Source organism: Micromonospora parva, assembly GCF_000718515.1.
Taxonomy (GTDB): domain Bacteria; phylum Actinomycetota; class Actinomycetes; order Mycobacteriales; family Micromonosporaceae; genus Micromonospora; species Micromonospora parva.
Map to the genome: position 1 here is coordinate 474,449 of NZ_JNZS01000004.1, position 21,402 is coordinate 495,850.

General features: G+C 71.8%; 22 protein-coding genes. 8 read left to right on the forward strand and 14 right to left on the reverse strand.

The features are described 5' to 3' along the window. Positions 1-81: 81 nt before the first annotated feature. Positions 82-1,161 carry a septation protein SepH gene (sepH, locus tag IF22_RS0106870; protein ID WP_030329624.1) on the forward strand — a complete coding sequence of 360 codons (1,080 nt, stop codon included), beginning with the start codon at positions 82-84 and terminating at the stop codon, positions 1,159-1,161. 54 nt (positions 1,162-1,215) lie between these two features. Here the strand turns inward: sepH and IF22_RS0106875 are convergent, their stop codons facing one another. Both IF22_RS0106875 and IF22_RS0106880 read right to left on the reverse strand, forming a co-directional pair. Continuing rightward, complete coding sequence (locus IF22_RS0106875) at positions 1,216-2,037, reverse strand: alpha/beta hydrolase (RefSeq protein WP_036410896.1); 822 nt, start codon at positions 2,035-2,037, stop codon at positions 1,216-1,218. Positions 2,038-2,086: 49 nt separating this feature from the next. Further along, positions 2,087-2,752, reverse strand: a complete 666-nt coding sequence (locus IF22_RS0106880; protein ID WP_030329628.1) for a DUF4097 family beta strand repeat-containing protein — start codon at positions 2,750-2,752, stop codon at positions 2,087-2,089. A gap of 236 nt (positions 2,753-2,988) precedes the next feature. On the opposite strand from IF22_RS0106880, the gene IF22_RS36400 reads away from it, so the two are divergent. Further along, the gene (locus IF22_RS36400; RefSeq protein ID WP_030329630.1) at positions 2,989-3,747 is read left to right on the forward strand and encodes a helix-turn-helix domain-containing protein; all 759 of its coding nucleotides are present in this window, start codon (positions 2,989-2,991) and stop codon (positions 3,745-3,747) included. On the opposite strand, the gene thpR is transcribed toward IF22_RS36400, so the two are convergent. The 5 genes from thpR to IF22_RS0106910 all read right to left on the reverse strand — a co-directional run bounded on the left by thpR (position 3,717) and on the right by IF22_RS0106910 (position 8,325). After that, on the reverse strand, positions 3,717-4,295 hold the full coding sequence (gene thpR / locus IF22_RS0106890) for an RNA 2',3'-cyclic phosphodiesterase (protein ID WP_030329632.1): 579 nt from the start codon (positions 4,293-4,295) through the stop codon (positions 3,717-3,719). The two genes, IF22_RS36400 and thpR, sit on opposite strands and share 31 nt — an antisense overlap. A 12-nt stretch (positions 4,296-4,307) precedes the next feature. Next, positions 4,308-4,817 carry a hypothetical protein gene (locus IF22_RS0106895; protein ID WP_030329633.1) on the reverse strand — a complete coding sequence of 170 codons (510 nt, stop codon included), beginning with the start codon at positions 4,815-4,817 and terminating at the stop codon, positions 4,308-4,310. Between the two features lie 105 nt (positions 4,818-4,922). Continuing rightward, positions 4,923-6,206 (reverse strand): MFS transporter, encoded by a 1,284-nt coding sequence (locus tag IF22_RS0106900; RefSeq protein WP_030329636.1) that lies wholly within the window; start codon positions 6,204-6,206, stop codon positions 4,923-4,925. Positions 6,207-6,277: 71 nt separating this feature from the next. Continuing rightward, positions 6,278-6,727 (reverse strand): MarR family winged helix-turn-helix transcriptional regulator, encoded by a 450-nt coding sequence (locus tag IF22_RS0106905; protein WP_030329638.1) that lies wholly within the window; start codon positions 6,725-6,727, stop codon positions 6,278-6,280. A gap of 119 nt (positions 6,728-6,846) precedes the next feature. Next, positions 6,847-8,325, reverse strand: coding sequence for an NCS2 family permease (locus IF22_RS0106910; protein WP_030329640.1), 1,479 nt, complete (start codon positions 8,323-8,325; stop codon positions 6,847-6,849). A gap of 88 nt (positions 8,326-8,413) precedes the next feature. Between IF22_RS0106910 and IF22_RS0106915 the strand changes: the two genes are divergently transcribed. After that, positions 8,414-8,659 carry a DUF2530 domain-containing protein gene (locus IF22_RS0106915; protein WP_030329642.1) on the forward strand — a complete coding sequence of 82 codons (246 nt, stop codon included), beginning with the start codon at positions 8,414-8,416 and terminating at the stop codon, positions 8,657-8,659. Positions 8,660-8,695: 36 nt separating this feature from the next. On the opposite strand, the gene IF22_RS0106920 is transcribed toward IF22_RS0106915, so the two are convergent. Beyond that, positions 8,696-9,535 carry a DUF3027 domain-containing protein gene (locus tag IF22_RS0106920; RefSeq protein WP_030329644.1) on the reverse strand — a complete coding sequence of 280 codons (840 nt, stop codon included), beginning with the start codon at positions 9,533-9,535 and terminating at the stop codon, positions 8,696-8,698. Between the two features lie 88 nt (positions 9,536-9,623). Between IF22_RS0106920 and IF22_RS0106925 the strand changes: the two genes are divergently transcribed. Further along, on the forward strand, positions 9,624-11,225 hold the full coding sequence (locus IF22_RS0106925; RefSeq protein WP_030329646.1) for an MFS transporter: 1,602 nt from the start codon (positions 9,624-9,626) through the stop codon (positions 11,223-11,225). Further along, entirely contained in the window at positions 11,222-11,872 is a 651-nt protein-coding gene (locus tag IF22_RS0106930) for a futalosine hydrolase (RefSeq protein WP_030329648.1), read from the forward strand. Before IF22_RS0106925 ends, IF22_RS0106930 begins: the two co-directional genes overlap by 4 nt. A 12-nt stretch (positions 11,873-11,884) precedes the next feature. Here IF22_RS0106930 and IF22_RS32905 read toward each other — a convergent pair whose 3' ends face one another. Together IF22_RS32905 and IF22_RS34915 are read right to left on the reverse strand one after the other, a co-directional pair. Next, positions 11,885-12,826 carry a helix-turn-helix domain-containing protein gene (locus IF22_RS32905; protein WP_081883730.1) on the reverse strand — a complete coding sequence of 314 codons (942 nt, stop codon included), beginning with the start codon at positions 12,824-12,826 and terminating at the stop codon, positions 11,885-11,887. Positions 12,827-12,918: 92 nt separating this feature from the next. Then, positions 12,919-13,071: a hypothetical protein gene (locus tag IF22_RS34915; RefSeq protein WP_156057358.1), complete on the reverse strand. Its 153-nt coding sequence runs from the start codon at positions 13,069-13,071 to the stop codon at positions 12,919-12,921. Between the two features lie 569 nt (positions 13,072-13,640). On the opposite strand from IF22_RS34915, the gene IF22_RS0106945 reads away from it, so the two are divergent. After that, positions 13,641-14,489: a 1,4-dihydroxy-6-naphtoate synthase gene (locus IF22_RS0106945; protein ID WP_030329650.1), complete on the forward strand. Its 849-nt coding sequence runs from the start codon at positions 13,641-13,643 to the stop codon at positions 14,487-14,489. On the opposite strand, the gene IF22_RS0106950 is transcribed toward IF22_RS0106945, so the two are convergent. Beyond that, a complete protein-coding gene (locus tag IF22_RS0106950) occupies positions 14,450-14,836 on the reverse strand; it encodes a cold-shock protein (RefSeq protein WP_030329652.1) in 387 nt (128 codons plus the stop codon). The two genes, IF22_RS0106945 and IF22_RS0106950, sit on opposite strands and share 40 nt — an antisense overlap. Before the next feature lie 27 nt (positions 14,837-14,863). Beyond that, positions 14,864-15,487, reverse strand: a complete 624-nt coding sequence (locus IF22_RS0106955; RefSeq protein ID WP_030329654.1) for an HAD family hydrolase — start codon at positions 15,485-15,487, stop codon at positions 14,864-14,866. A gap of 83 nt (positions 15,488-15,570) precedes the next feature. On the opposite strand from IF22_RS0106955, the gene IF22_RS0106960 reads away from it, so the two are divergent. Then, the gene (locus tag IF22_RS0106960; RefSeq protein ID WP_030329656.1) at positions 15,571-18,054 is read left to right on the forward strand and encodes a helicase-associated domain-containing protein; all 2,484 of its coding nucleotides are present in this window, start codon (positions 15,571-15,573) and stop codon (positions 18,052-18,054) included. A 31-nt stretch (positions 18,055-18,085) separates the two neighbouring features. Here IF22_RS0106960 and IF22_RS0106965 read toward each other — a convergent pair whose 3' ends face one another. Together IF22_RS0106965 and IF22_RS0106970 are read right to left on the reverse strand one after the other, a co-directional pair. Next, complete coding sequence (locus IF22_RS0106965) at positions 18,086-18,322, reverse strand: hypothetical protein (protein WP_030329658.1); 237 nt, start codon at positions 18,320-18,322, stop codon at positions 18,086-18,088. 97 nt (positions 18,323-18,419) lie between these two features. Beyond that, positions 18,420-19,298: a L,D-transpeptidase family protein gene (locus IF22_RS0106970; protein ID WP_030329660.1), complete on the reverse strand. Its 879-nt coding sequence runs from the start codon at positions 19,296-19,298 to the stop codon at positions 18,420-18,422. Positions 19,299-19,470: 172 nt separating this feature from the next. Here IF22_RS0106970 and IF22_RS0106975 point away from each other — a divergent pair, with 172 nt between their 5' ends. After that, on the forward strand, positions 19,471-21,150 hold the full coding sequence (locus tag IF22_RS0106975) for a DNA repair helicase XPB (protein ID WP_030329662.1): 1,680 nt from the start codon (positions 19,471-19,473) through the stop codon (positions 21,148-21,150). The last annotated feature ends 252 nt before the right edge of the window (positions 21,151-21,402 follow it).

A 21,402-nucleotide genomic window follows, 5' to 3' on the forward strand; every position in this document is an offset into this window, starting at 1 on the left:
CAGATGCGCGTACGGTGGTCCGAGACGCCTGGGTGGCCGACTCGTGGCGTGCGGCCAGCGAAGCGGGACGGAGGCAACGCTATGCGCCCAGTACGCTTCGTCGCCCTCTCCGAGGACGGCCATGCCCTGGTTCTCGCCGACGAGGTGGGGCGGCTGCTCGCCCTGCCCATCGACGAACGGATCTCCGGTGCGTTGCACGCCGAGCCCGGTTCGCCGCCGCTCGCGGTGGCACCGACCGCCGCCGACCCGGTTCCGTCTCTGTCTCCTCGGGACATTCAGGCCCGCATCCGCTCCGGTGAGTCCGCGGAGGATGTCGCCCGGATCGCCGGCGTGCCGGTCGACCGGGTGCTGCGCTATGCCGGCCCGGTGCTGCAGGAGCGGGCGATGCTCGCCCAGCACGCCCGCCGCACCCGTCTCAAGGGCGCGGAGAAGCCCACCCCGCTCGCCGAGGTGGTCAACGGCCGGCTGAGCCAGCACGGCATCGACACCGAGAAGATCTCCTGGGACGCGTACCGGCGTGACGACGGCACCTGGCGGATCATCGCCACCTGGCCGTCGGGCAAGGCCACCGCGCAGGCCATCTGGGATCTCGACAAGACCCGGCAGCAGGTCACCCCGCACGACGACATGGCGCAGTACCTGTGCGCGGAGCGGCCCACGCCGATCCTCGGCCAGGAGCCGGCACCGGAGCGGGGCGGGCACGGCCTGCCTGGTCCGTCGCGCGGTGAGCCGAGTCGTGGTGGGCACGGGTTGCCGGCGGCGTCCGAGCACCCGCGCCCGGGCCGCGATCCGATCCGGGCCGGCCGGGACGCCCTGCTCGCGTCGCTGGACCGTCCGCTCGGCGCCTCGTCGGGTCGTGGGCTGGAGCCGCGTACCCCGGCTGCGCTCGCCGGTTCGGACGCGCCCCGGCAGCGGCCGGTCGGTGGGGGTGCCGCCGCCCTGCTCGGCGGTGGCCAGGGGTCGGCCTTCGACGACGATTCGGACGCGCCCAAGGAGGTGCCGGCCGTGCCGTCGCTGGCGGTGCTCCGGCCCCGCCGGACGGGCGCTGCGGCGGCCGCCGGCGGCGAGTCGACCGACGCCAGCGGCAAGCCGCGCAAGCGGCTCCCGAGCTGGGACGACGTGCTCTTCGGCAGCGGCCCGGCCGCCCGCGAATCCTCCTGACGCCGCGCGGTGACGGGTGACCTCGCGTCACCCGTCACCGCGCGCGTTCGGTCCTCACCGACTGTCTGCGGCGCCTTCGCGGTGCGGCGCGGCGACCAGGCGTACGGCATCGGCCACGGCCCGGAAGTCCTTCTTGAGAATCGCGCCGTGGTTGCTGGCGACCTTCGCGCCGATAGTGATGTTCGGGTTGCGGGCGATCACCGCGTCGAGGCTGGCCCGGATCTGTTCCTGCTCGTCACCGCGACTGCCGAGGGACCTTCCCGAGGCGACCACGTACCGCACCGGGACGGTGATGGCGTCCAGCACCGGGCCCAGCGCCCGCTCGCGGGAGAGTTCGCCCAGCTCGATGTTGCTGTTCGCCATCTGGTCGGCGTTCATCCGTGGGGTCAGGCCGGTCGGGCGCAGCAGGGGCATGAACAGGTTCATCCGGCGGAACAGCGTGCGGATCCGTTGCGCCGTGGCCTCGTCGAGCCAGTCGTGCGGGAACGCGCCGTCGACGAGGACCGCGCCCAGGGCGCGCTCCGGATTCCGGTGGGCCCAGTGCGCCCCGACGACCGCTCCGTAGGACCAGCCCACCAGTAGCACCCGGTCGACGTTCCGGGCCGAGAGCACGGCGTCGACGTCCCGGACGACTGCCTCGAAGGAGTAGTCCGCCGAACGCTTCGACTTCTTGCCGCGGGCCCGCTCGTCGTAGGTGATGTGGCGGAATCCGGTGCCGAGGTCGGCGATGACCCGCCGCCAGTAACCCTGGGTGGCGAACTGGCCGTTGAGGTAGACCACGGGGATGCCGGTGCCGCCGGTGTCGGTGACAGCAAGGGCCGTGTCGTCGACCGGCACCATGCCGGTCCACGTCGAACTGGTGTTAGGGATCGTCATGTCTGCACTCCTGGTCGCGTGGAAGGTCGGGTGGAAGGTCGGGTGCGACTCAGAGGCTGCGGGCGGTGATGTCGCCGTAAGAGGTGGTGGCGCGGATGTCGAGCGCGGTGGTGCCGTCGTTCTTGAGGCCGTTGCTGATGCGGCCGAAGCCGGTGCCGGCATCCAGGGCGGCCGAGACGCCGGTGGCGGCGACGACCGAGATGTCGCCGGACTGGGTACGGAGCACGACCGTGCCGTGCACGGCCTCGGCGATCCGGATGTCACCCCTCGCGGTGCTGATCTCGGCGGGGCCGTTGAGCCGGCCGACCTCGACGTCGCCGTCGATCGCGGTGAGGCGGACGCTCGCGGCTTCATCGATCTTGATCTGGCGGTACGCCCCTTCGAAGGCGACGTCCCCTAGACGCCCGACGCTACGGAGTTCGGCGCTGGCGGACGTGCCGTCGATGCGGGAGCCGGCGGGCATCTGAACGGTGACCTCCAGGGATCCGGACGGACCGAAGAGCGGGTTGCCCGGGTCCGCCGTCGTGATCCGCAGGACGCCGTCGGCATAGGCGACGGCGGTCTGCTCGGCGGCTCTGGCGTCGCGGCTCTTGGCGGGGTCAGCCGGACGGACCTCGACGGTGGTGTCGGCCCGGTGCGCGGCGATGAGCTGGATGCGTCCGGCGGGGATGTTCAGGATGGCGGAGATCGGGGCGGGGGTGTCGAACTTCTGCATGGCGCTCTCCCGTGCGTGGCCGTTGTTTCTGATATTTGAAACGCTACGTTGCTTTCCAAAATCCGGCAACGACTTCGTTGCGTAGTGCAGGCATTTTCGCAGCTAGACCGCGCACAATCATTGCAATGGACGACGAGATAACGCAACGCCTGAACGCCGCGCCATTGCAATGAGAAGGGAGTGAACGCTACCGTGGGGGCAGCGAACGCCGTTGCCGGATCACCAAGGAGACAGCGATGCCCGGAGGCAGGCTCAGCCAGCAGGAACGCCAGCAGATCGCGTCCGGGCTGGCCGACAGCCTCCCCTACGCGGAGATCGCCCGGCGCCTCGACCGTCCCACCTCGACGATCACGCGTGAGGTGATGCGCAACGGTGGCCCCACCGCCTACCGCGCCGACCTGGCGCACCGGGCCACCGAACGTCGCGCGCACCGGCGCAGCCCGTCCTCGTCGCGGGGGGCCGAGTCGGCACCCCAACCGCACGGGCGGGACGCCCGGGCCGTCGCCGAATACGAGGAGACGTTCACCACGGTCCTCATGACCTCGGGTCTGAACCGGATGGCGGCCCGGGTGCTGACCTGTCTGTACACCACCGACTCGGGCAGCCTCACCGCGTCCGAGCTCGCCCGGCACCTCCAGGTGAGCCCAGCGTCCATCTCCAAGGCGATCGCCTTCCTGGAGAGCCAGAGCCTCGTCCGGCGGCACCGCGACGAACGCCGCCGCGACCTCTACGTCGTCGACGACGAGCTCTTCTACCAGGCGACGATCGCCAGCGCCCGGGCCAACGACCAGCTCGTCGAGACCGCACGCCAGGGCGTCGCTGTTCTCGGTGCGCACACCCCCGCAGCAGCCAGGCTGGAGAACATCGCCCGCTTCCTCGACTTCATGAGCGAGAGCATCACCCGCGCCGCCGAACAGGCCCGCGAGGTCCTGCACACCAGACCGGCCACAGCCACGCCCCAGGATCAGAGCGGCCAGGCGGCGATCCGTTCGTAGCGCGGCGGGGTGCCGAGGTGGCTGCGCACGAGTAGCAGCTCGAGCACCGGCCATGGTGGACCTCGATATCCGTCCAGGCTGGCCCGGTCGGCCTCGACGTCCGCCGGGGGCATCCGGTCGCCGGGCCGGGCGACGGTCAGGTGCGGGCGGAACGGCTTCTCGTCGTGCGGTAGCCGGGCGTTCCGCAGCCGCGACCGGACCAACCCCGCCAGGTCGTGCAGCGCCTGCATGTCTCCCCGCAGGTCCACCCAGAGCACCGTGGACCGGCCCCGACCGAACCGGCCACCGCCACCGAGGCTCAACCGGGGTACGGCGTCGCGGCCGTCGCGGAACGACTCGGCGGCCAATCCGAGCGCGCTCTCCACCTCGACCAGCCGGTCGGACCCGACCTCGCCGAGGAACGCCAGGGTGAGGTGCAGATGGGCCGGATCGGCGAGCCGGACGTTGCTGCCGGCCGCAGCCGCCACGCCGACACGCAGCCGGGCAACCTGCGCGCCGAGGTGGTTGACCGCCTCGACGGACGGGTGGACCGCGACGAAGAGCCGCAACCGCCGCGTCTCTCAGTGGTGCCGTTGCCGGTGCCCGGCCCGGGCCGCCGGCAGGGTCAGCCCGGCGGCGTGCAGCACGCCCTCGACCCGGACCCGCTCGATCTCCTGGTCGACGCCCTCCAGCTCGGCGAGGTGTTCGGCGACGCCGAGGGCACGACAGGCGCGGCGAACCCGGTCGTCGTACGCCTGCAGCAGCGCGCTGTGCCAGACCATCGACCGGCCCGCGCCACCGATCCGCTGACCGCCGAGCCGGCGCAGGTCGGCGGCGAGCTGCTCCAGCGGCCGGCGGTCATCGCTGTCGAACTCGCTGAGGTCGATGTCCCGGGTCAGCGCGTCGGCCTCGACGGCCCGGTCGAGGCGGGCGATGGTGCGTTTCTCCCGTCGGCGCTCACGCCACTCGGACCAGCCGCAGACCACCCGGTCGACGATCTCGTCGTAACAGAAGAGCAGGGCGAATGCCGCCGGCAAGGTGGCCACGGCGAGGAACGCCAGGGCCAGCATCAGCGCGCGTCCGACACCCACGTATCGACGCTAAGCCCCGACGTGCCACCCCGCCAGCGATTTGGCCGCATCCGCGCGATCCGCGCAACCAGACGCGGCCCGCCCAGCTCGGGCGCGCGGTAAACCTCAGCAGTCGGTGGAGGTGACGTAGAAGCGGGGCATCGGCAGCACCCGGAAGCGCAGCCGGGCACCGGAGTGGCGCAGCTGCCAGGTGAGGGCGATCAGCGCGGCGGCCAGCGAGATGAGCCCGCCCATCCAGATGCTGGCACCGGCACCGAAGTGCTCAGCGACCCAGCCGATCAGCGGCGCGCCGACCGGGTTGGTCCCCAGGAACACCAGCACCCACAGGGCCATCACCCGACCCCGGAAGGCCGCGTCCACACCCAACTGGACCCGCTGGTTGGCGGCCTGGGCGAAGAAGACCATGAAGAAGCCGGTCGGCACCAGCAGTGCCACGACCAGCCAGTACGTCCCGGCGAAGCCGACCAGGGTGCCGAAGCTGGCGCAGGCGACCGCCGCACCCAGCACCAGCCAGACCGACGGGCGGCTGCGCCGGCCGGTGCCGCTGAGCGCACCACCGAGCGCGCCGACGGCCAGGGCGGTGCTGAACAGGCCGAAGGACGCGGCCCCGGTGTGGAATACCGTCTTGGCCAGCGCGGCCAGGGTGAGCTGGAAGTTGAACAGCGACATGCCGATCACCGACATGACCGCCATCGGCAGCAGCAGGTCGGGCCGGCGCCAGACGTACCGCAGCCCGTCGATCACCTTCGCGGACGCCCGCTCGTCGCGCGGCAGCAGGGCGTCGCGGTGCAGTTCGGCGGTCCGCATCCGGACCACGTTGACCAGCGGCGCGACCGAGCTGAGGGCGGTGAAGAGGAAAACCGGGCCCACGTCGAACGCGGCGATGGCCAGGCCGGCGACGGCCGGGCCGACGATCCGGGCCGAGTTGAACACGGCGGCGTTGAGTGACAGCGCGTTGGGCAGCAGGGGCGTGCCGACCAGTTCGGAGACGAACGCCTGGCGGACCGGGGTCTCCACGGCGTTGGCGGTGCCGAGCAGCGCGGCGAACGCGAAGACGTGCCAGAGCTGCACCAGGTCGGTGAGGACCAGCACTGACATGCCGAGGGCCAGCACGGTCCAGAAGGCGTTCGCGGCGAAGAGCAAGACCCGCTTGTCGTACCGGTCGGCGAGCCGGCCGGAGAAGAGCGTGAGCAGCAGCACCGGGGTGAACTGACACGCGGTGACCACGCCGAGCGCGGTCGCCGAGTTGTCGGACAGATCGAGGACGAGCCAGTCCTGGGCGATGAACATCATCCAGACGCCGATCAGCTTGATCAGCTGCCCGGATGCGAAGAGGCGGTAGTTGCGGACCTGTAGGGACTGGAACATCGTGCTCAGCTTCGCCTGCACTCTTGGTGCGCCTCCTCGGACGTACGCGTCATCGACAGGTGACGGCACGGACCCGGTGGCGCGGGTGCGGCTCAGGCGCGAGCGAGCTGCTGAAGAATCTCGGCGGCCCTCTGCAGGGTCTCCCGTTCGTCCTCGTCGAGTGCGGCCAGCCGGTGGGCCAACCACTCGTCGCGGGCCCGCTCGAACTGGTCGAGCACGGCCTGCGCTCCTTCGGTCGCCGCGAGAATGACCTGCCGTCCGTCGGTCGGATGGGGTGTCCGCTGCACGAGGCCGCGGTCCTCCAACTTCCCGACGATCTTGGTCATCGTCGGCGGCTGCACCCGCTCCACGTCGGCCAGCTCCCGGGGTGTCATCGCGCCCGCCAGCCGCAGGCTGGTGAGCGCGGAGACCTGGGTGACCGTGAGGTCGCCGACCGGCCGGGCCTGTCGGACCCGCCGGTTGAGTCGGGTGATCGCATCACGCAGCTGGGGAGCCAGCTGCGCCGGTGGCACGCGTTTCGCCGTCACCGTCCGCTCCGTCACAGTAGTTAGCTTAACTAATGAGCATGGCTAACGACATCCGTTATGACCAGGCTCACGAGGGGATTCAGATGGTACGGGCGGGGAACCCTGATCGACTCCCCGCCCGGACGCAGCTCGGCTCAGAGCACCAGGGACTCGATCGGCCCCCGCAGGAAGTACAGCACGAAGAGCGCGGCCACCCCGTACAGCAACGGGTGGATCTCCCGGGCCTTACCCCGCGCCAACTTGACCACGACGAAGGTGATCAGACCAGCGCCGATCCCGTTGGAGATCGAGTAGGTGAACGGCATCAGCACGATGGTGAGGAACGCCGGAATGGCGATCTCGTAGTCGGACCAGTCGATCGTCCGCACCGCGGTCATCATCAGGAAACCGACCACCACCAGGGCCGTCGACGCCGCCTCGAACGGCACGATCACGACCAGCGGCGCCAGGAACATCGCGAGCAGGAAGAGCGCGCCGGTGACCAGGTTGGCCACGCCGGTCCGCGCACCCTCCGCGACACCGGCGGCACTCTCGATGTACGACGTGTTGCTGGAGGTGCTGGCCGCACCGCCGGCCGCCGCGGCGATCGAGTCGACAAGCAGGATCTCCTTGGCCTTCGGCGGAGTGCCCTGCTCGTCGAGCAGACCACCCTCCTGGCCAACCGCGACCATGGTGCCCATGGTGTCGAAGAAGTCCGTGATCAACAGCGTGAAGATGAACATCAGCACGACCAGCCAACCGGCCTTGCCCCACGAGTCCAGCACGTTGAACTTGCCGAGCAGCGACAGGTCCGGCAGGTCGACCACCGTCTTCGGCAGCTCCGGCACGTTCAACGACCAGCCCTTCGGATTGGGCTGACCGTTGACGAACGACGGGCCGATGTTGCCGATCGCCTCCACGATCACCGCGAGCACCGTCGAGGCGAGGATGCCGATCAGGATCGCGCCCTTCACCCGCCGGACCACCAGCACCAGCGTGATCAGCAGACCGACCACGAAGACCAGCATCGGCCAGCTCACCAGCTTGCCGCCGATGCCCAGGCCGACCGGGACGGTGGTGTTGGCGGCGTCCGGGATGCGCCGGACGAAGCCGGCGTCCACCAGACCGATGATGGTCAGGAACAGGCCGATGCCGACCCCGATCGCGGTCTTCATCTGGGTCGGGACCGAGCGGAAGACAGCGGTCCGCAGACCGGTCAGCACCAGCACCGCGATGATCACACCCTCGATCACCACCAGGCCCATCGCGTCGGCCCAGGTCATCTCGGGGGCGATCTCGTACGCCACCAGGGCGTTGACGCCCAGACCGGCGGCGAGCGCCAGCGGGAACCGGCCGACCACACCCATCAGGATGGTCATCAGGCCGGCGACCAGCGCGGTCGCGGCTGCCAGTGCGGGGATCGGGAGGCTCTTGCCGTCACCGTCGACGGCGCCGCCCAGGATCAGCGGGTTGAGCACCACGATGTACGCCATCGTGAAGAAGGTCGCCAGGCCACCGCGTACCTCGCGGCTCAGCGTCGAGCCACGGGCGGAGATCTCGAAAAACCGGTCGAAACCGTTACGCGGATGAGCAGGGTTGGGAGGTGTGCCGTTCTCGGGCGGCGCTACGGCCATCAGGTCCTCGCAGGTGATCTTCCGATTGTCGCGCGCATCGTCCCAGATCGTCGGTGGGCAGCGGAAGTACATCCCGTACGCTTGCCGGGTGCCGAACGAGCAGCCACCGCGACCCGCACCACTGGACCCGCCGATGGTGCCGTTCGCGCTCGCCGGGTTGGTCGCGTGGGCGGTGGCCGGGCTGGTCCTGCTGATCTTCTTCCGGGGCTGGCTCACCGACAACGGTCACCAGAACTGGCTCTGGACCTGCCTCGCCGGCTTCCTCTGGGGTTTCCCGGGCCTCGCCGTGATGATGCGCCACGACGCCAACCGACGCCGCCGCCGCGCGAGGTGAGCGGGGCACCGCGCCGGAGCACTCCGGCGCGGTCGATCAGGAGTGCCCGTACGGCTCCGCCGGCTCGGCCGCCTCGACCGAGCCCGGGGCCCGGCTGACCGACATGGCCTCCACCGCGCTGTCGTCGTACACCGTGGGCAGCTCGTCGACAGCGGTCTCCGCCGCCTCGATCAACGTCTCGGAGTGGGCGCCGCAACCGTGATCGGCGCTCACCACCCGGCCGTCGTCGGGTGCGTAGAAGTTGCCGCACGCCCCGAAGGCCTGCCGCATCGCACCGGCCAACGGCAGGTAGAAACCGCAGGTGCCGCAGCGGGCGGCGGACGGGGCGGCGGTCGAGATGGCCGCGGCGGGGCCGTGGTCACCGTCGTACCAGCGCTGCGCCGTGTCGATGCGGCCCTCCCGGGAGAGCACGCGGGCGCGTCCGAGGCCCAACTCCCACGCCGTCTCCTCGACCGCCGGGTCGTCGGAGAGCAGGTAACCGGGGACCAGTCGGTCGTCGTCGGGTGAGGTCGGAAGCAGATCACCCGGGCCCAGGTCGCCCGGCTTGAGCCGCTCCTGCCAGGGCAGCCAGCCGGGCGCGAGCAGCGCGTCCGGGCCGGGCAGCAGGACCGTCTCGCAGATGGTCACCGTCTTGCTGCGCGGCACCCGGGTGACGGTGACCGCCCAGCGCCAACCGCGGTAACCGGCGAGGCGGCATTCGAAGTAGTGGGTGACCAGCCGGTCGCCCTCGGCCACAACCTGCAGGTGATCGCCGACGTCGTCGGCGTCCACCTCGGTGATGCCAGCGCGAGCCACCTCGACGGCGGCGGCGCAGACCTGGTCGAGGCGGGCGGCACGGGTGGAGGCGGGCCTGGTCACCTCACCATTGTTCCCCATGCGCCTCGCAGGGGTGACAGGGACTCCCGGGGAACCTTTCCCAGCGGTGGTGCGGCGTACCCGGATCAGATGGGCGAGGATGGTGCACATGCCGTCGTACTCCCGCTCCGGGCGTTCCGTCCTCGGGCGGACCGTCGGCACCGGCATTCGCGCCGTCCGTCTGCTGCTGCGCGGTTCGGTGGGCAGCGGCCGCTGGGTGACCCGCCGGGCCGGTCGGGCCCGCGCCCGGGGTGCCGGCGGCGAGGTCGGCATGGTTCGCCTGTTCGACCTGCACGCGCTCTCCTGCGCCGGTGACACCCTGATCGCCATCGGCCTGGCCGGCACGATCTTCTTCAACGTGCCGCTCGGCGAGGCCCGCAGCAAGGTCGCGCTCTACCTGCTGGTGACCATGGTTCCGTTCGCGATGCTCGCCCCGGTGGTGGGCCCGCTGCTGGATCATTTCCGACACGGCCGGCGGTACGCCCTGGCCGCGACGATGCTCGGCCGCGCCTTCCTCGCCTGGTTGATCTCCGACTACATCCACGGGTTCGGGCTCTATCCGGCCGCGTTCGGGGTGCTCGCGCTCTCCCGGGCGTACGGTGTGGCCCGCTCCGCGGCGGTGCCCCGGTTGTTGCCGGAGGGTCTCGGCCTGTCCCAGGTGGGCGCCCGGGCCAGCGTCTACGGCACTGTCGCGGGCGCGCTGGTAGCGCCGATCGGATTGGCCGCGTTCTGGTTCGGCCCGCAGTGGCCGCTACGGGTCGCGTCGGTGATCTTCCTGGTCGGCATGGTGATCTCGCTGCGGCTGCCACCGAAGGCCGACTCGGAGCCACCCGAGCGGGTCCCCCGGCCCCTGCGCGCGCTGGGCCGCCGCCGTGGTGACCGGCCACTGGGCCGGGGCCGACCGTCCGGTCGGCTGGTGATCGCCACCCTGATCGGCGCCGCGATGCTCCGCGCGCTCTACGGCTTCCTGCTGCTCTTCCTCGCCTTCGCGATCAAGAAGGGCGACCTGACCACAGTGGTGTTCGGCCGGGACCTGGGTGCCGAGTGGGCGCTGGGCGTCGTCGGCGGCGCGCTCGCGGTCGGCACCTTCCTGGCCACCGCCATCGGCACCCGTCTGCGGATTCACCGCCCGACCGCCATCCAGTCGAGCAGCATGATCATCGTGGCCGGCGTCGCGGTGCTCGCCGTGATCCAGTTCTCGCTGGTGATGGTCGCCCTGCTCTGCCTGGTCGCCGCTCTGGTCAGCGGGGTGGCGAAGCTGGCCGTGGACGCCTCGATCCAGGAGCGCATCCCGGAACGGTTGCGGGCCAGTTCCTTCGCCCACTCCGAGACGGTGCTGATGCTCGCCTTCGTCGCCGGCGGCGGGCTCGGGCTGGTGCCGTTCGACGGTCGGATGGGCATCGCCGTCGCCGCCGGGGTCGGCGTACTGGCCGCGATCCGGGGGGTGCTGGCCGCCGCCCGGCTGCGCGGCGAGAAGCTGGCCGGCCGGCCGCTCGGCGACGACGAGCTGACCGAGGACGAGCCGGCGGACGAGCCCGGGGATTCGGCACCGACCTCACCGGCACCGGCCCAGACCAGCTCCCCGCAGTACGACGACCCGAGCCTCGCCCCGCCGGGCTACCACATCTACCGCCCGTCGTCGGCGGTCGGCGGCCCGGGTGGCGGGGCCGACGACGAGACCCGCCGGGAGTCCCCCGGCTCACTCTCGTGACCGGTCTGCTGGTGGTGACGGCGGTTCCCGCCGAGGCGGACGCGGTCCGCGCCGGGCTGACCGACAGCACCGTGACCGTCGCGCCGATCGGTGTGGGCCCGGCCATCGCCGGTGCCGCCACCGCCCGGCTGTTGGCACTCGCCGAGGCCGCCGGCCGGCCGTACCGCGCGGTGGTCAGCGCCGGTGTGGCCGGCGGCTTCACCGGGCGGGCCGAGGTCGGCGACACGGTGCTCGGCACCGCCAGCATCGCCGCCGACCTGGGTGCCGAGTCGCCCGACGGCTTCATCCCCGTCGACGAGCTGGGCATGCCGCCCGCGCTGCTCGGCGCCGGCAGCAGGGTGTCGGCGGACCCGGGTCTGCTGGCCACGCTGCGGGCCGCTCTTCCGACGGCAACGACCGGGCCGGTGCTGACGGTCAGCACCGTCACCGGCACCAGCGCCGGCACCGACGAGCTGCGCCGGCGGCATCCGGAAGCGGTGGCCGAGGCCATGGAGGGGTACGGCGTGGCGGTCGCCGCCGCGCAGGCCGGGCTGCCCTTCGCCGAACTGCGCACCATCTCCAACCCGATCGGCCCGCGCGACCGGGACGCCTGGCGGCTGCGCGAAGCCCTCGCCGCCCTGACCGCAGCGGCCCCGGCACTGCGCTGACCAGGCCCGCGTTCAGGAAAACCAGCGCTTGCCGGGTTGGCTGAGGCGCAGTGCCGCCGGACGGCGTGCCTCGATCTCGAAGCCGCACGCCAGCAGCAGCTCGGTGCCGAACCCCTCGGCGATGGCGGCCGCGTCGTCGATGCCCGCCTCGCGCATGTCAGCCACCAGCGCGGTGACCAGCCGACGTCCGAGCCCCAACCGCCGATAACGGGGATCAACCAGCACGCCGTCGAGCACCATCTCCCGCTCTGGCATGCCCGGATGCCACTCCCCGAACTCCAGGAACGGGCTGCGCTCGTGGGCCCGCAGTTCACCAACCAGCGCCCCGTCGGGAAGCTCGGCGAGGTACCGCCAGGAGGTGGCCGGCAGGTCGCCACCGATCACCCGACGCACCCGCGCAGTCCGTCGGACCTCGGCACCCCACCGTCGGTTGTCGCGGTAACGCCGGTTGCGCTCGTAGGCGGCCGGTGGCAGCGGAAGTGGATATCGCTGGGGCGGCAACCTGTACCACTCCGCCCACCAGGCACCGGGCCAGTCCCGAGGCTCGTGGACCGGCCACACGTCCAGGTGAGCCGGGTAACGGCGGTCTGCCTCGTCCCGCATGTCGTCGTGCGGCACCGGCGTGGGTTCTGTGATGCCGGAGATCGCGGTCGAGGTGCCGATGACCAACTGCCCACCCGCTGCCCGGACGAGACGCACCACTGTCCGGAATCGGGGATCGGCCGACCGCCCCGACTCGATCCGGGCCAGCGTCGGCTGCGGCACCCCGGACCTCTCGGCCAACTGCCGCTGACTCAGATCGGCCCGCCGACGCAGAGCGCGCAGCGCCAGGCCAAGCTCGACGCCATTGCCCTCGCTGGCGCCATTGCCCCCGTCGGTGCCGTCGCCCCCGTCGGCGTGGTCGCCCTCGTCGGCGCCGCTGCCCCCGTCGGTATGGTCGCTCGCCTCGGTCACGGACCGATGCTCCCCGCTGGTCAGCCCACTATCAACACCCTCATCGGGACTGTGGATAAAGCTGTGGACAACCCCTCCGGTCGGTGGACGACCTACTCCGCAGACCTCCTTTGGAGCTGAATCGTCTGCGACATCATCACGACCCGCACCACCACGACCCGCGCCACCACGGCCTCCATCACCACGGCCCGCACCACCACGACCTGCACCACCACGACCTGCACCACCACGACCCGCACCACCACGACCTACATCGCCACGGCCCGCGCCACCACGACCCGCGCCACCACGGCTTCCATCACCACGACCCGCGCCACCACGGCCTCCATCACCACGGCCTGCGCCACCACGGCCTACATCACGACGACGGCGGACCGCTGCGGCCCACACCACGACCCCGCACACCGCTGTGGTCGCGCCACGACTTCGGGCCACTCCGGAACACGTCGGCCGCACCAGGACTGCGGACCCTGCGGCCCCGGGTCCAGCGCGATTCGTTTGCGACATCAGCTCCAAAGGGAGTCCGTGGGAGGTACGGACCCCGCGCCCCGGGCGGATCACCGCCCACGCTGCTGCCGGCGGCTGGCCACACTCCCGGTGCCGCCGGCCGTTCGTCGCGGACCTCCCGTCACGGACCCCCGGTCACGGACCTCCGTCGCGGACCTCCCGTCACAGATCTTCGGTCACGGATCTCGATCACGGATCTCCCGTCACGGACCTCCCGTCGGCGATCTCCGCCGCCGATCTCCGTCGCGGATCACACTGAGCGGGGTGGGCGCGGGCGGCGAGGCGGGGGCGGGGCTAGCGTGGGGGTGTGGCGCTCTCCCTGGCGATCTCGCCCTGCCCCAACGACACGTTCGTCTTCCACGCGCTGGTGCACGGGCTGGTGCCCGACGCGCCGCCGGTCGAGGTGACGTACGCCGATGTCGACGTCACCAACACGGCGGCCGAGCGGGGCGCGTTCGACCTGGTGAAGGTGAGCTTCGCGGCGCTGCCCTGGCTGCTCGACGACTACCACCTGCTGCCCTGCGGCGGCGCACTCGGTCGCGGGTGCGGCCCGCTGGTGCTCACCCGCGGAGATCGTGACGGCGGGCCGGACCGCACCGACCTGACCGGCGCGACGGTGGCGGTGCCGGGCGACCGGACCACCGCGTACCTGCTGTTCCGGCTCTGGTCGGCCGGGCGACCGCCGGCCCGGATCGAGGTGGTTCCGTTCCACGAGATCATGCCGGGCGTGGCGGCGGGGCGCTACGACGCTGGGCTGGTCATCCACGAGGCGCGGTTCACCTACCACCGGCACGGCCTGAGCGCCCTGGTCGACCTCGGCGAATGGTGGGAAACCGACACCGGCCTGCCCATCCCGCTCGGCGCGATCCTGGCCAAGCGCGGCGCGGTCGACCCGGAGGCCGCGGCCGGTTGGATCCGCGAGTCGGTCCGGCAGGCCTGGGCGGACCCGGCGGCCAGCCGGGAGTACGTGCTGGCGCACGCCCAGGAGATGGAGCTCGACGTGGTGGACAGGCACATCGGCCTCTACGTCAACGAGTTCACCGCGGACCTGGGCGAAGCCGGTTTCGCCGCGGTGGCGGCACTGCTCGACCGGGCCGCCACCGCCGGCCTGGTGCCTCAGACCTCCAGCTCGCGGGCCACCGCGTGGACCAGCTGAGCGATCTTCTGCGCGGCCTTCCTGTCCGGGTACCGTCCCCGGCGCAGGTCCGGCTGAACCTTCGCCTCCAGCACCTTGATCATGTCTTCGACCAGGCCGTGCAGTTCCTCGGCCGGTCGACGGCGCAGCTCCGCCATCGACGGCGGCGCGTCCAGCAGCTTGACTCCCATGGCCTGCGCGCCCCGGCGGCTGTCCACCACGCTGAAGTCGACCCGTTGGCCACCCTTGAGGTCGGTGACACCCGCCGGCAGCGCCCCCTTGGGCAGGAACACGTCGCCGCCCTCGTCACTGGTGACGAAGCCGTATCCCTTGGCCGTGTCGTACCACTTCACTCGACCCGTAGGCACCTGAAAACCCCTGCTTCACTTGAGCCGCTACTGCTCCAAGGCTAGCTGGATCATCCCGTCGAGCGCCGCTGGGAATTCGGTGAGCTCGTCCAGCACCACTTCCGCCCCCGCCGCGCGCAGCTCAGCCCGGGAGCACGGGCCGGTCGCGACACCGATGCCGGGCACCCCGGCAGCTGCCGCCGCCGCCATGTCCGCCACGTGGTCACCGACGTAGTGGGTGGCGCCGTGCTCCCGCAGGGCGGTCGCCTTCTGCTCGGCGAACAGGTCGCCGGCCAACTCGTCGACAGTGAGGCCGAGATGGTCCAGGTGCAACCGGGCCAACCGGCCGATCTTGGAGGTGACCACCAGCACCCGGCCACCCCGGTCCCGGATCGCGTCGATGGCCTCCCGGGCACCGGGCAGCAGGAGCGTCGGCGTGATCGCGTACGCCGGGTACAGCTCGCGGTACACCCGTACGGCCGACTCGACCTGCTCCGGCGGGAACCAGTGCGCGATCTCGGTACGCAGCGGCGGCCCCAGCCGGGACACCGCCAGCTCGGCGTCGACCGGCACACCGGTCCTCGCGGTCAGCGCCCGGTACGCCGCGGCGATGCCGGGGCGGGAGTCCACCAGGGTCATGTCGAGGTCGAATCCGACGGTCAGTGCGGGCATGTCGAGAAACGTACCGGCTACTCCCGGTCGGCCGGACGTCCGAGGGGCGCGGAAGCCCGATGCCGGGCTAGCGTGGAAAGACGATGACCACCTCACTCGCCGACCACCTGCGGTCGCTGCCCGACGAGTCACTGGCCGCGCTCCTCCAGCTGCGGCCCGACCTCGTCGTGCCCGTGCCGGCCGATGTCTCCGCCCTGGCCATCCGGGCCCAGTCCCGGGTCTCCGTGGCCCGCGCGCTGGACGGGCTGGACCAGTTCACCCTCCAGATCCTCGACGCCGCCCGCCTCACCCGGAACCCGGACGACGCCACCACGGCCACCGACACCGTGCTCGCGATGGCGACCGCCGGGCCGCAGCCGCCGGCTCCGACGGCCGTCCGGGCCGCCGTGGGCCGACTGCGTGCGCTCTTCCTGCTGTACGGCCCGGAGCACGCGCTCCAGGTGGTGCCCGCCGTCGACGAGGTGTCCCCGTACCCCGCCGGGCTCGGCCGGCCGGCTGCGGAGCTGGACCCGCGCACGGCAGCGCTCTGCGCGGACCCGGCGAAACTCCGACGGACGGTGCTCGCCGCCCCACCCTCGGCCCGGGCGATCCTGGACCGGTTGGCGGCCGGCCCACCGGTCGGCAGCGTTCCGCCGGGAGCGTTGCAGGCGCCGCCGCTCGGTACGGAGGACCCGGTCCTCTCCGACCCCACCAACGGGGGTGCCCCGACCGGCTCCCCGGTGCGGTGGCTCGTCGACAACCGGCTGCTGGTCCCCGTGACGACCGGCTCGTCCACGGCCAGCGGAACTGTGGAGCTGCCCCGCGAGGTCGGCCTGCTGCTGCGCCGCGACACCGGCCCGCTCGGGCCCCTGCGCACCAGCCCACCGCCGGTGGCCGCGGCACCGCGGGAGCCGAAGGCTGTCGACTCGGCCGGGGCCGGGCAGACCATGGAGGTGGTCCGGAACACCGAAGGGCTGCTGGAGCAACTCGCCGACGAGCCCGCGCCGGTGCTGCGTTCGGGTGGCATCGGTGTGCGGGATCTGCGCCGGTTGGCGCGCACCGCCGGGCTGGACGAACCGACCACCGCGCTGCTGCTGGAGGTCGCGTACGCGGCGGGGCTCGCCGGTGAGCTGGAGATACCCGGGTCGGCCACCGGCCGGTACGGGGCGGACCAGCAGGTGCTGCCGACCGGCGGGTACGAGGTGTGGCGAGCCGCCTCACTGGCCCAACGGTGGGAGCAGCTCGCCCGAGCGTGGCTGACCATGACCCGGCAGGTGGGGCTGGTCGGCCGCCGGGACGACCGGGACCGCCCGATCGCCGCGCTCTCCGCCGAGGCCGAACGGGCCGGCGTGCCGGCCACCCGACGGGCGGTGCTGGGCGTACTCGCCGATCTGGAACCGGCCACCGCACCCACCCCGCAGGAGGTGCAGGACCTGCTGGACTGGCGGGCCCCGCGCCGCAGCCGGGGCCGGGACGCCGCCCACCGGGAGGTGCTGGCCGAGGCCGCGCAGCTGGGCGTGACGGGGTTGGGGGCGCTCACCACGTACGGTCGGCTGCTGCTGGGTGACCTGACGTCGACCGACGAGCGGACCGACGACCCGCTGGGCGTGCACGCGGACATCGAGAGCGGTGACCCGTCCAGTGCCGCCCGGGCGCTGGACGCGTTGCTGCCCGCACCGGTCGACCACTTCCTGGTGCAGGCCGACCTGACCGTGGTGGTGCCCGGCCCACCCGAGCCGGCGCTCGCCGCCGAACTGGAGGCGATGACCGAGCTGGAGTCGGCCGGTGGGGCCAGCGTGCACCGGGTCACCACGGCGAGCGTGCGACGGGCACTGGATTCCGGCTACACCGCCGACGACCTGCACGACGTGTTCCGGCGCCGGTCACGTACCCCGGTGCCGCAGGGGCTCACCTACCTGATCGACGACGTGGCCCGTAAGCACGGCGGGCTGCGGGTCGGCCTGGCCGGGGCGTACCTGCGCAGCGACGACGAGACGCTGATCAGCGAGGTGCTGGCCGACCGGCGACTGGAGTCGTTGGCGTTGCGCCGGCTGGCGCCGACGGTGCTGTGCACGCAGTACCAGGTTGGCCGGTTGCTGGGCGCGCTTCGCGACGCCGGGTACGCGCCGGTGCAGGAGGACGGCACCGGCAGCACCGTGCTGGCCCGGCCGCGCATCCGGCGGGCCCCGCCCCGGGTGTCGGTGACCAGTCGTACGACCGATCCGCTGGCCGCCCCGAAGCTGCCCATGCCCCGGCTGCTCGGCGTGGTGGAGCACATCCGGCGGGGCGACGCGGCGGCGCGGGCGGCCCGACGCGCACCGGCGGTGGTGCGCGGCGGTGCTCCGGGGTTGGGCGGCGGTCCAGTGCCGGCGCACACCCACAGTGAGGCCCTGGCTGTGCTCCAGCAGGCGGTCCGGGACAAGGCGCTGGTCTGGGTCGGTTACGTCGACGCGCACGGGGCGACCGCGTCGCGCCTACTCAAACCGGTTTCGATCGGTGCCGGCTACCTGCGGGCCGAGGATGAGCGGACCGAGATGCTGCACACGTTCGCGTTGCACCGGATCACCGCGGCGGTGGTGGCGGACTGACCGACGGCGCCGTCGCGCGGGGCGCTGTCGGTCAGCGGCGGCTCCGGCGCACGGTGCCGATCACCGAGATGACCAGCAGCAGCGCGAAGCCGGCGCCGGCGGCCTCCCCGACCGAGTCGATGAAGCCCTGCTGGAGCACCAGCCAGCCGAAGAGGAACCACCCGAGCAGGAGCGTCGCCGCGACGGCGTACGCGATCACGGTCGCTCGGGACACCTCGTCCGGTGCTGCTTGCTCATGCTCCGCGATCACGTCATGGTCGACCGTCATGCCCAGCCTCCCCGCCCGGTCCGGCCCTGGACTCCAAGAGTGACACTCGAGAGTCCGGTCGGACAGGGGGTCACCGCCGCAATTCGCTGCGTGTCGCTCAGGTGCCGGGGCGGCGGCCGATCAGCACCACCCGGGTGCCGACCTTGCCGAGTTCCCACATCCGGACGGCGTCGGCGTGCAGCAGATTGACGCAGCCGTGCGAGCCGATCGACTTCTCGTGCAGGTAGGTGGTGGTCTCGTGGAAGCCCATCCCCTGGGTGAAGTGCTGCCAGTACGGCAGCCACACCTCGTACGGGTCGGACCATTCCTTGGGGTTGCGGTAGTTGACGGTGTAGGTGCCGGCCGGGGTGCGGTAGCCGGACATGCCGGTGCGGGTCACCGTCGGCGCCATGATCACTTTGCCGGCGCGGAGCGCCCAGACGGTCTGTCGGGTCAGGTCCACGCAGAACGTGGTGCCTGTGCCGCCCTTGCAGCGGGCCGGGTCGGTGGTGGCGAGGCGCTGGGCCACGTCGAGGGTGGTCGGCCCGGCGCGACCCTCGACGGGGCGAATGCCGTACCTCTTCTGGAACTTCTTGATCGCCGCGCAGTCGGCGGCGGACTGCCGGCCGTCAACGGTCACCGCCCCGAACCCACCCAACCGGGCCAGGTAGGTCTCCACCGCGCGCTGGTGCTGGCCCTGGGGGCAGCCGGCGACGGTCGGCGTACCGCTGGGGGTCGGCTTGGTCGTGCTCGTGCGGGTCGGCTTCGGCGTGGGTTTCCGGGAGGGTTTCGGGGTGGCTACGGCCGACGTGGACGGGCCGTGCTGGTCCGGCCGGGGCGTGTCGCTCGCCCCCGTTGCCCGTTCTGCCGCACCGGCTGGGGCGGCTCCCCCGCCACCACTCCCACCGGACTGCGGCTCGAACGCGCACGCACCCGCGCCGACCAGCACGACCACCACGAGGGCGAGCAGCCGGGAAGTGGTCCGAAAGTGCTTCATGGAGCCTCCCCTGACAATCGTCCCCTTCTTAGACGTTCGTGAGTGCCATCACGGTTGCGGCGGGTGCGCATCTTTCTTCCGGCGTCCCGCATCGTGCAACACTGGATGGTCGGCCAGCGGCGGGTATGCGACCCGTTCCGGCCGGACGGCCAACCGAGGAGAGGACGCTGGCGTGAGCGGTGGACCACTGATCGTGCAGTCGGACAAGACCCTGCTGCTGGAGATCGACCACCCCGACGCGCAGGCCTGCCGGATGGCGATTGCGCCGTTCGCGGAGCTGGAACGCTCGCCGGAGCACGTGCACACCTACCGACTGACCCCGCTGGGCCTGTGGAACGCCCGCGCGGCAGGGCACGACGCCGAGGGTGTCGTCGACTCGCTGATCAAGTACTCCCGCTATCCGGTGCCGCACGCCCTGCTGGTGGACGTGGCCGAGACGATGGACCGGTACGGCCGGTTGCAGCTCGCCAACGACCCGGCGTACGGGCTGGTGCTGCGCGCACTGGACCGGCTGGTGCTGATCGAGGTGGCCAAGAGCAAGAAGCTCGCCGGGATGCTCGGCGACAAGATCGACGATGACACCATCCGGGTGCATCCGTCCGAGCGGGGCCGACTCAAGCAGGCGCTGCTGAAGCTGGGTTGGCCGGCGGAGGACCTGGCCGGTTACGTCGACGGTGAGGCGCACCCGATCGAGTTGGCCGAGGCCGGCAAGGACGGGCGCAAGCCGTTCACGCTGCGGTCGTACCAGCGGGAAGCCGTCGAGGCGTTCTGGGCCGGCGGGTCGGGGGTGGTGGTGCTGCCGTGCGGCGCCGGCAAGACCCTGGTCGGCGCGGCGGCGATGGCCGAGGCGAAGGCGACGACGCTGATCCTGGTGACCAACACGGTGGCGGGACGGCAGTGGAAGCGGGAGCTGATCGCCCGCACCTCGTTGACCGAGGAGGAGATCGGCGAGTACTCGGGCGAGCGCAAGGAGATCCGCCCGGTCACCATCGCCACGTACCAGGTGCTCACCTCGCGGCGCGGCGGCGCGTTCACCCACCTGGACCTGTTCGGGGCCCGCGACTGGGGCCTGGTCGTCTACGACGAGGTGCACCTGCTGCCCGCGCCGATCTTCCGGTTCACCGCGGACCTCCAGGCCCGCCGCCGGCTGGGCCTGACGGCGACCCTGGTACGTGAGGACGGCCGCGAGGGTGACGTGTTCAGCCTCATCGGCCCGAAGCGGTACGACGCGCCGTGGAAGGACATCGAGTCGCAGGGCTGGATCGCCCCGGCTGAGTGCACCGAGGTACGGGTGACCCTGACCGACGCGGAGCGGATGTCGTACGCGACAGCGGAGGCCGAGGAGCGCTACCGGATGGCGGCGACCGCCCGCACCAAGCTGCCGGTGGTGAAGGCGCTTGTCGACCGGCACCCGGAGGACCAGGTGTTGGTGATCGGCGCGTACATCGACCAGTTGCACCAGCTCGGCGAGTACCTCGACGCGCCGATCATCCAGGGCTCGACCACGAACAAGGAGCGGGAGCGGCTCTTCGACGCGTTCCGCACCGGGGAGATCCGCACGTTGGTGATCTCGAAGGTCGGGAACTTCTCCATCGACCTGCCCGAGGCGGCGGTGGCGATTCAGGTGTCCGGGACGTTCGGGTCACGCCAGGAGGAGGCGCAGCGCCTGGGCCGGGTGCTCCGGCCGAAGGCCGACGGCCGGCAGGCGCACTTCTACACAGTGGTGTCCCGGGACACGATCGACACGGAGTACGCGGCCCACCGGCAACGCTTCCTCGCCGAGCAGGGGTACGCGTACACGATCGTCGACGCCGACGACGTCCTCGGCCCGTCCCTGCCGTCCTTCGACTGATTCGGCGCAGCGCGGCCTTGATCGACTCGGTTTTCAGGAAGTCGCGGTGTCCGGGGCAGGTTGATGCCCCGGTTTCACCGAACCCGAGTCGGTCACCGCGTTGCCTGCGGGGCAGCGCCAGGGGGCAACGTGCCTCTCGCGCTCACTTTGGAGCTGATGCCGTGAACGAATCAGCCGCCCCGGCCCCTGCCGCCCACGCCCCCGCGCCCGAGTAACACCCACCCCCACCCCATCCGCGCGGTGATCAAGAGG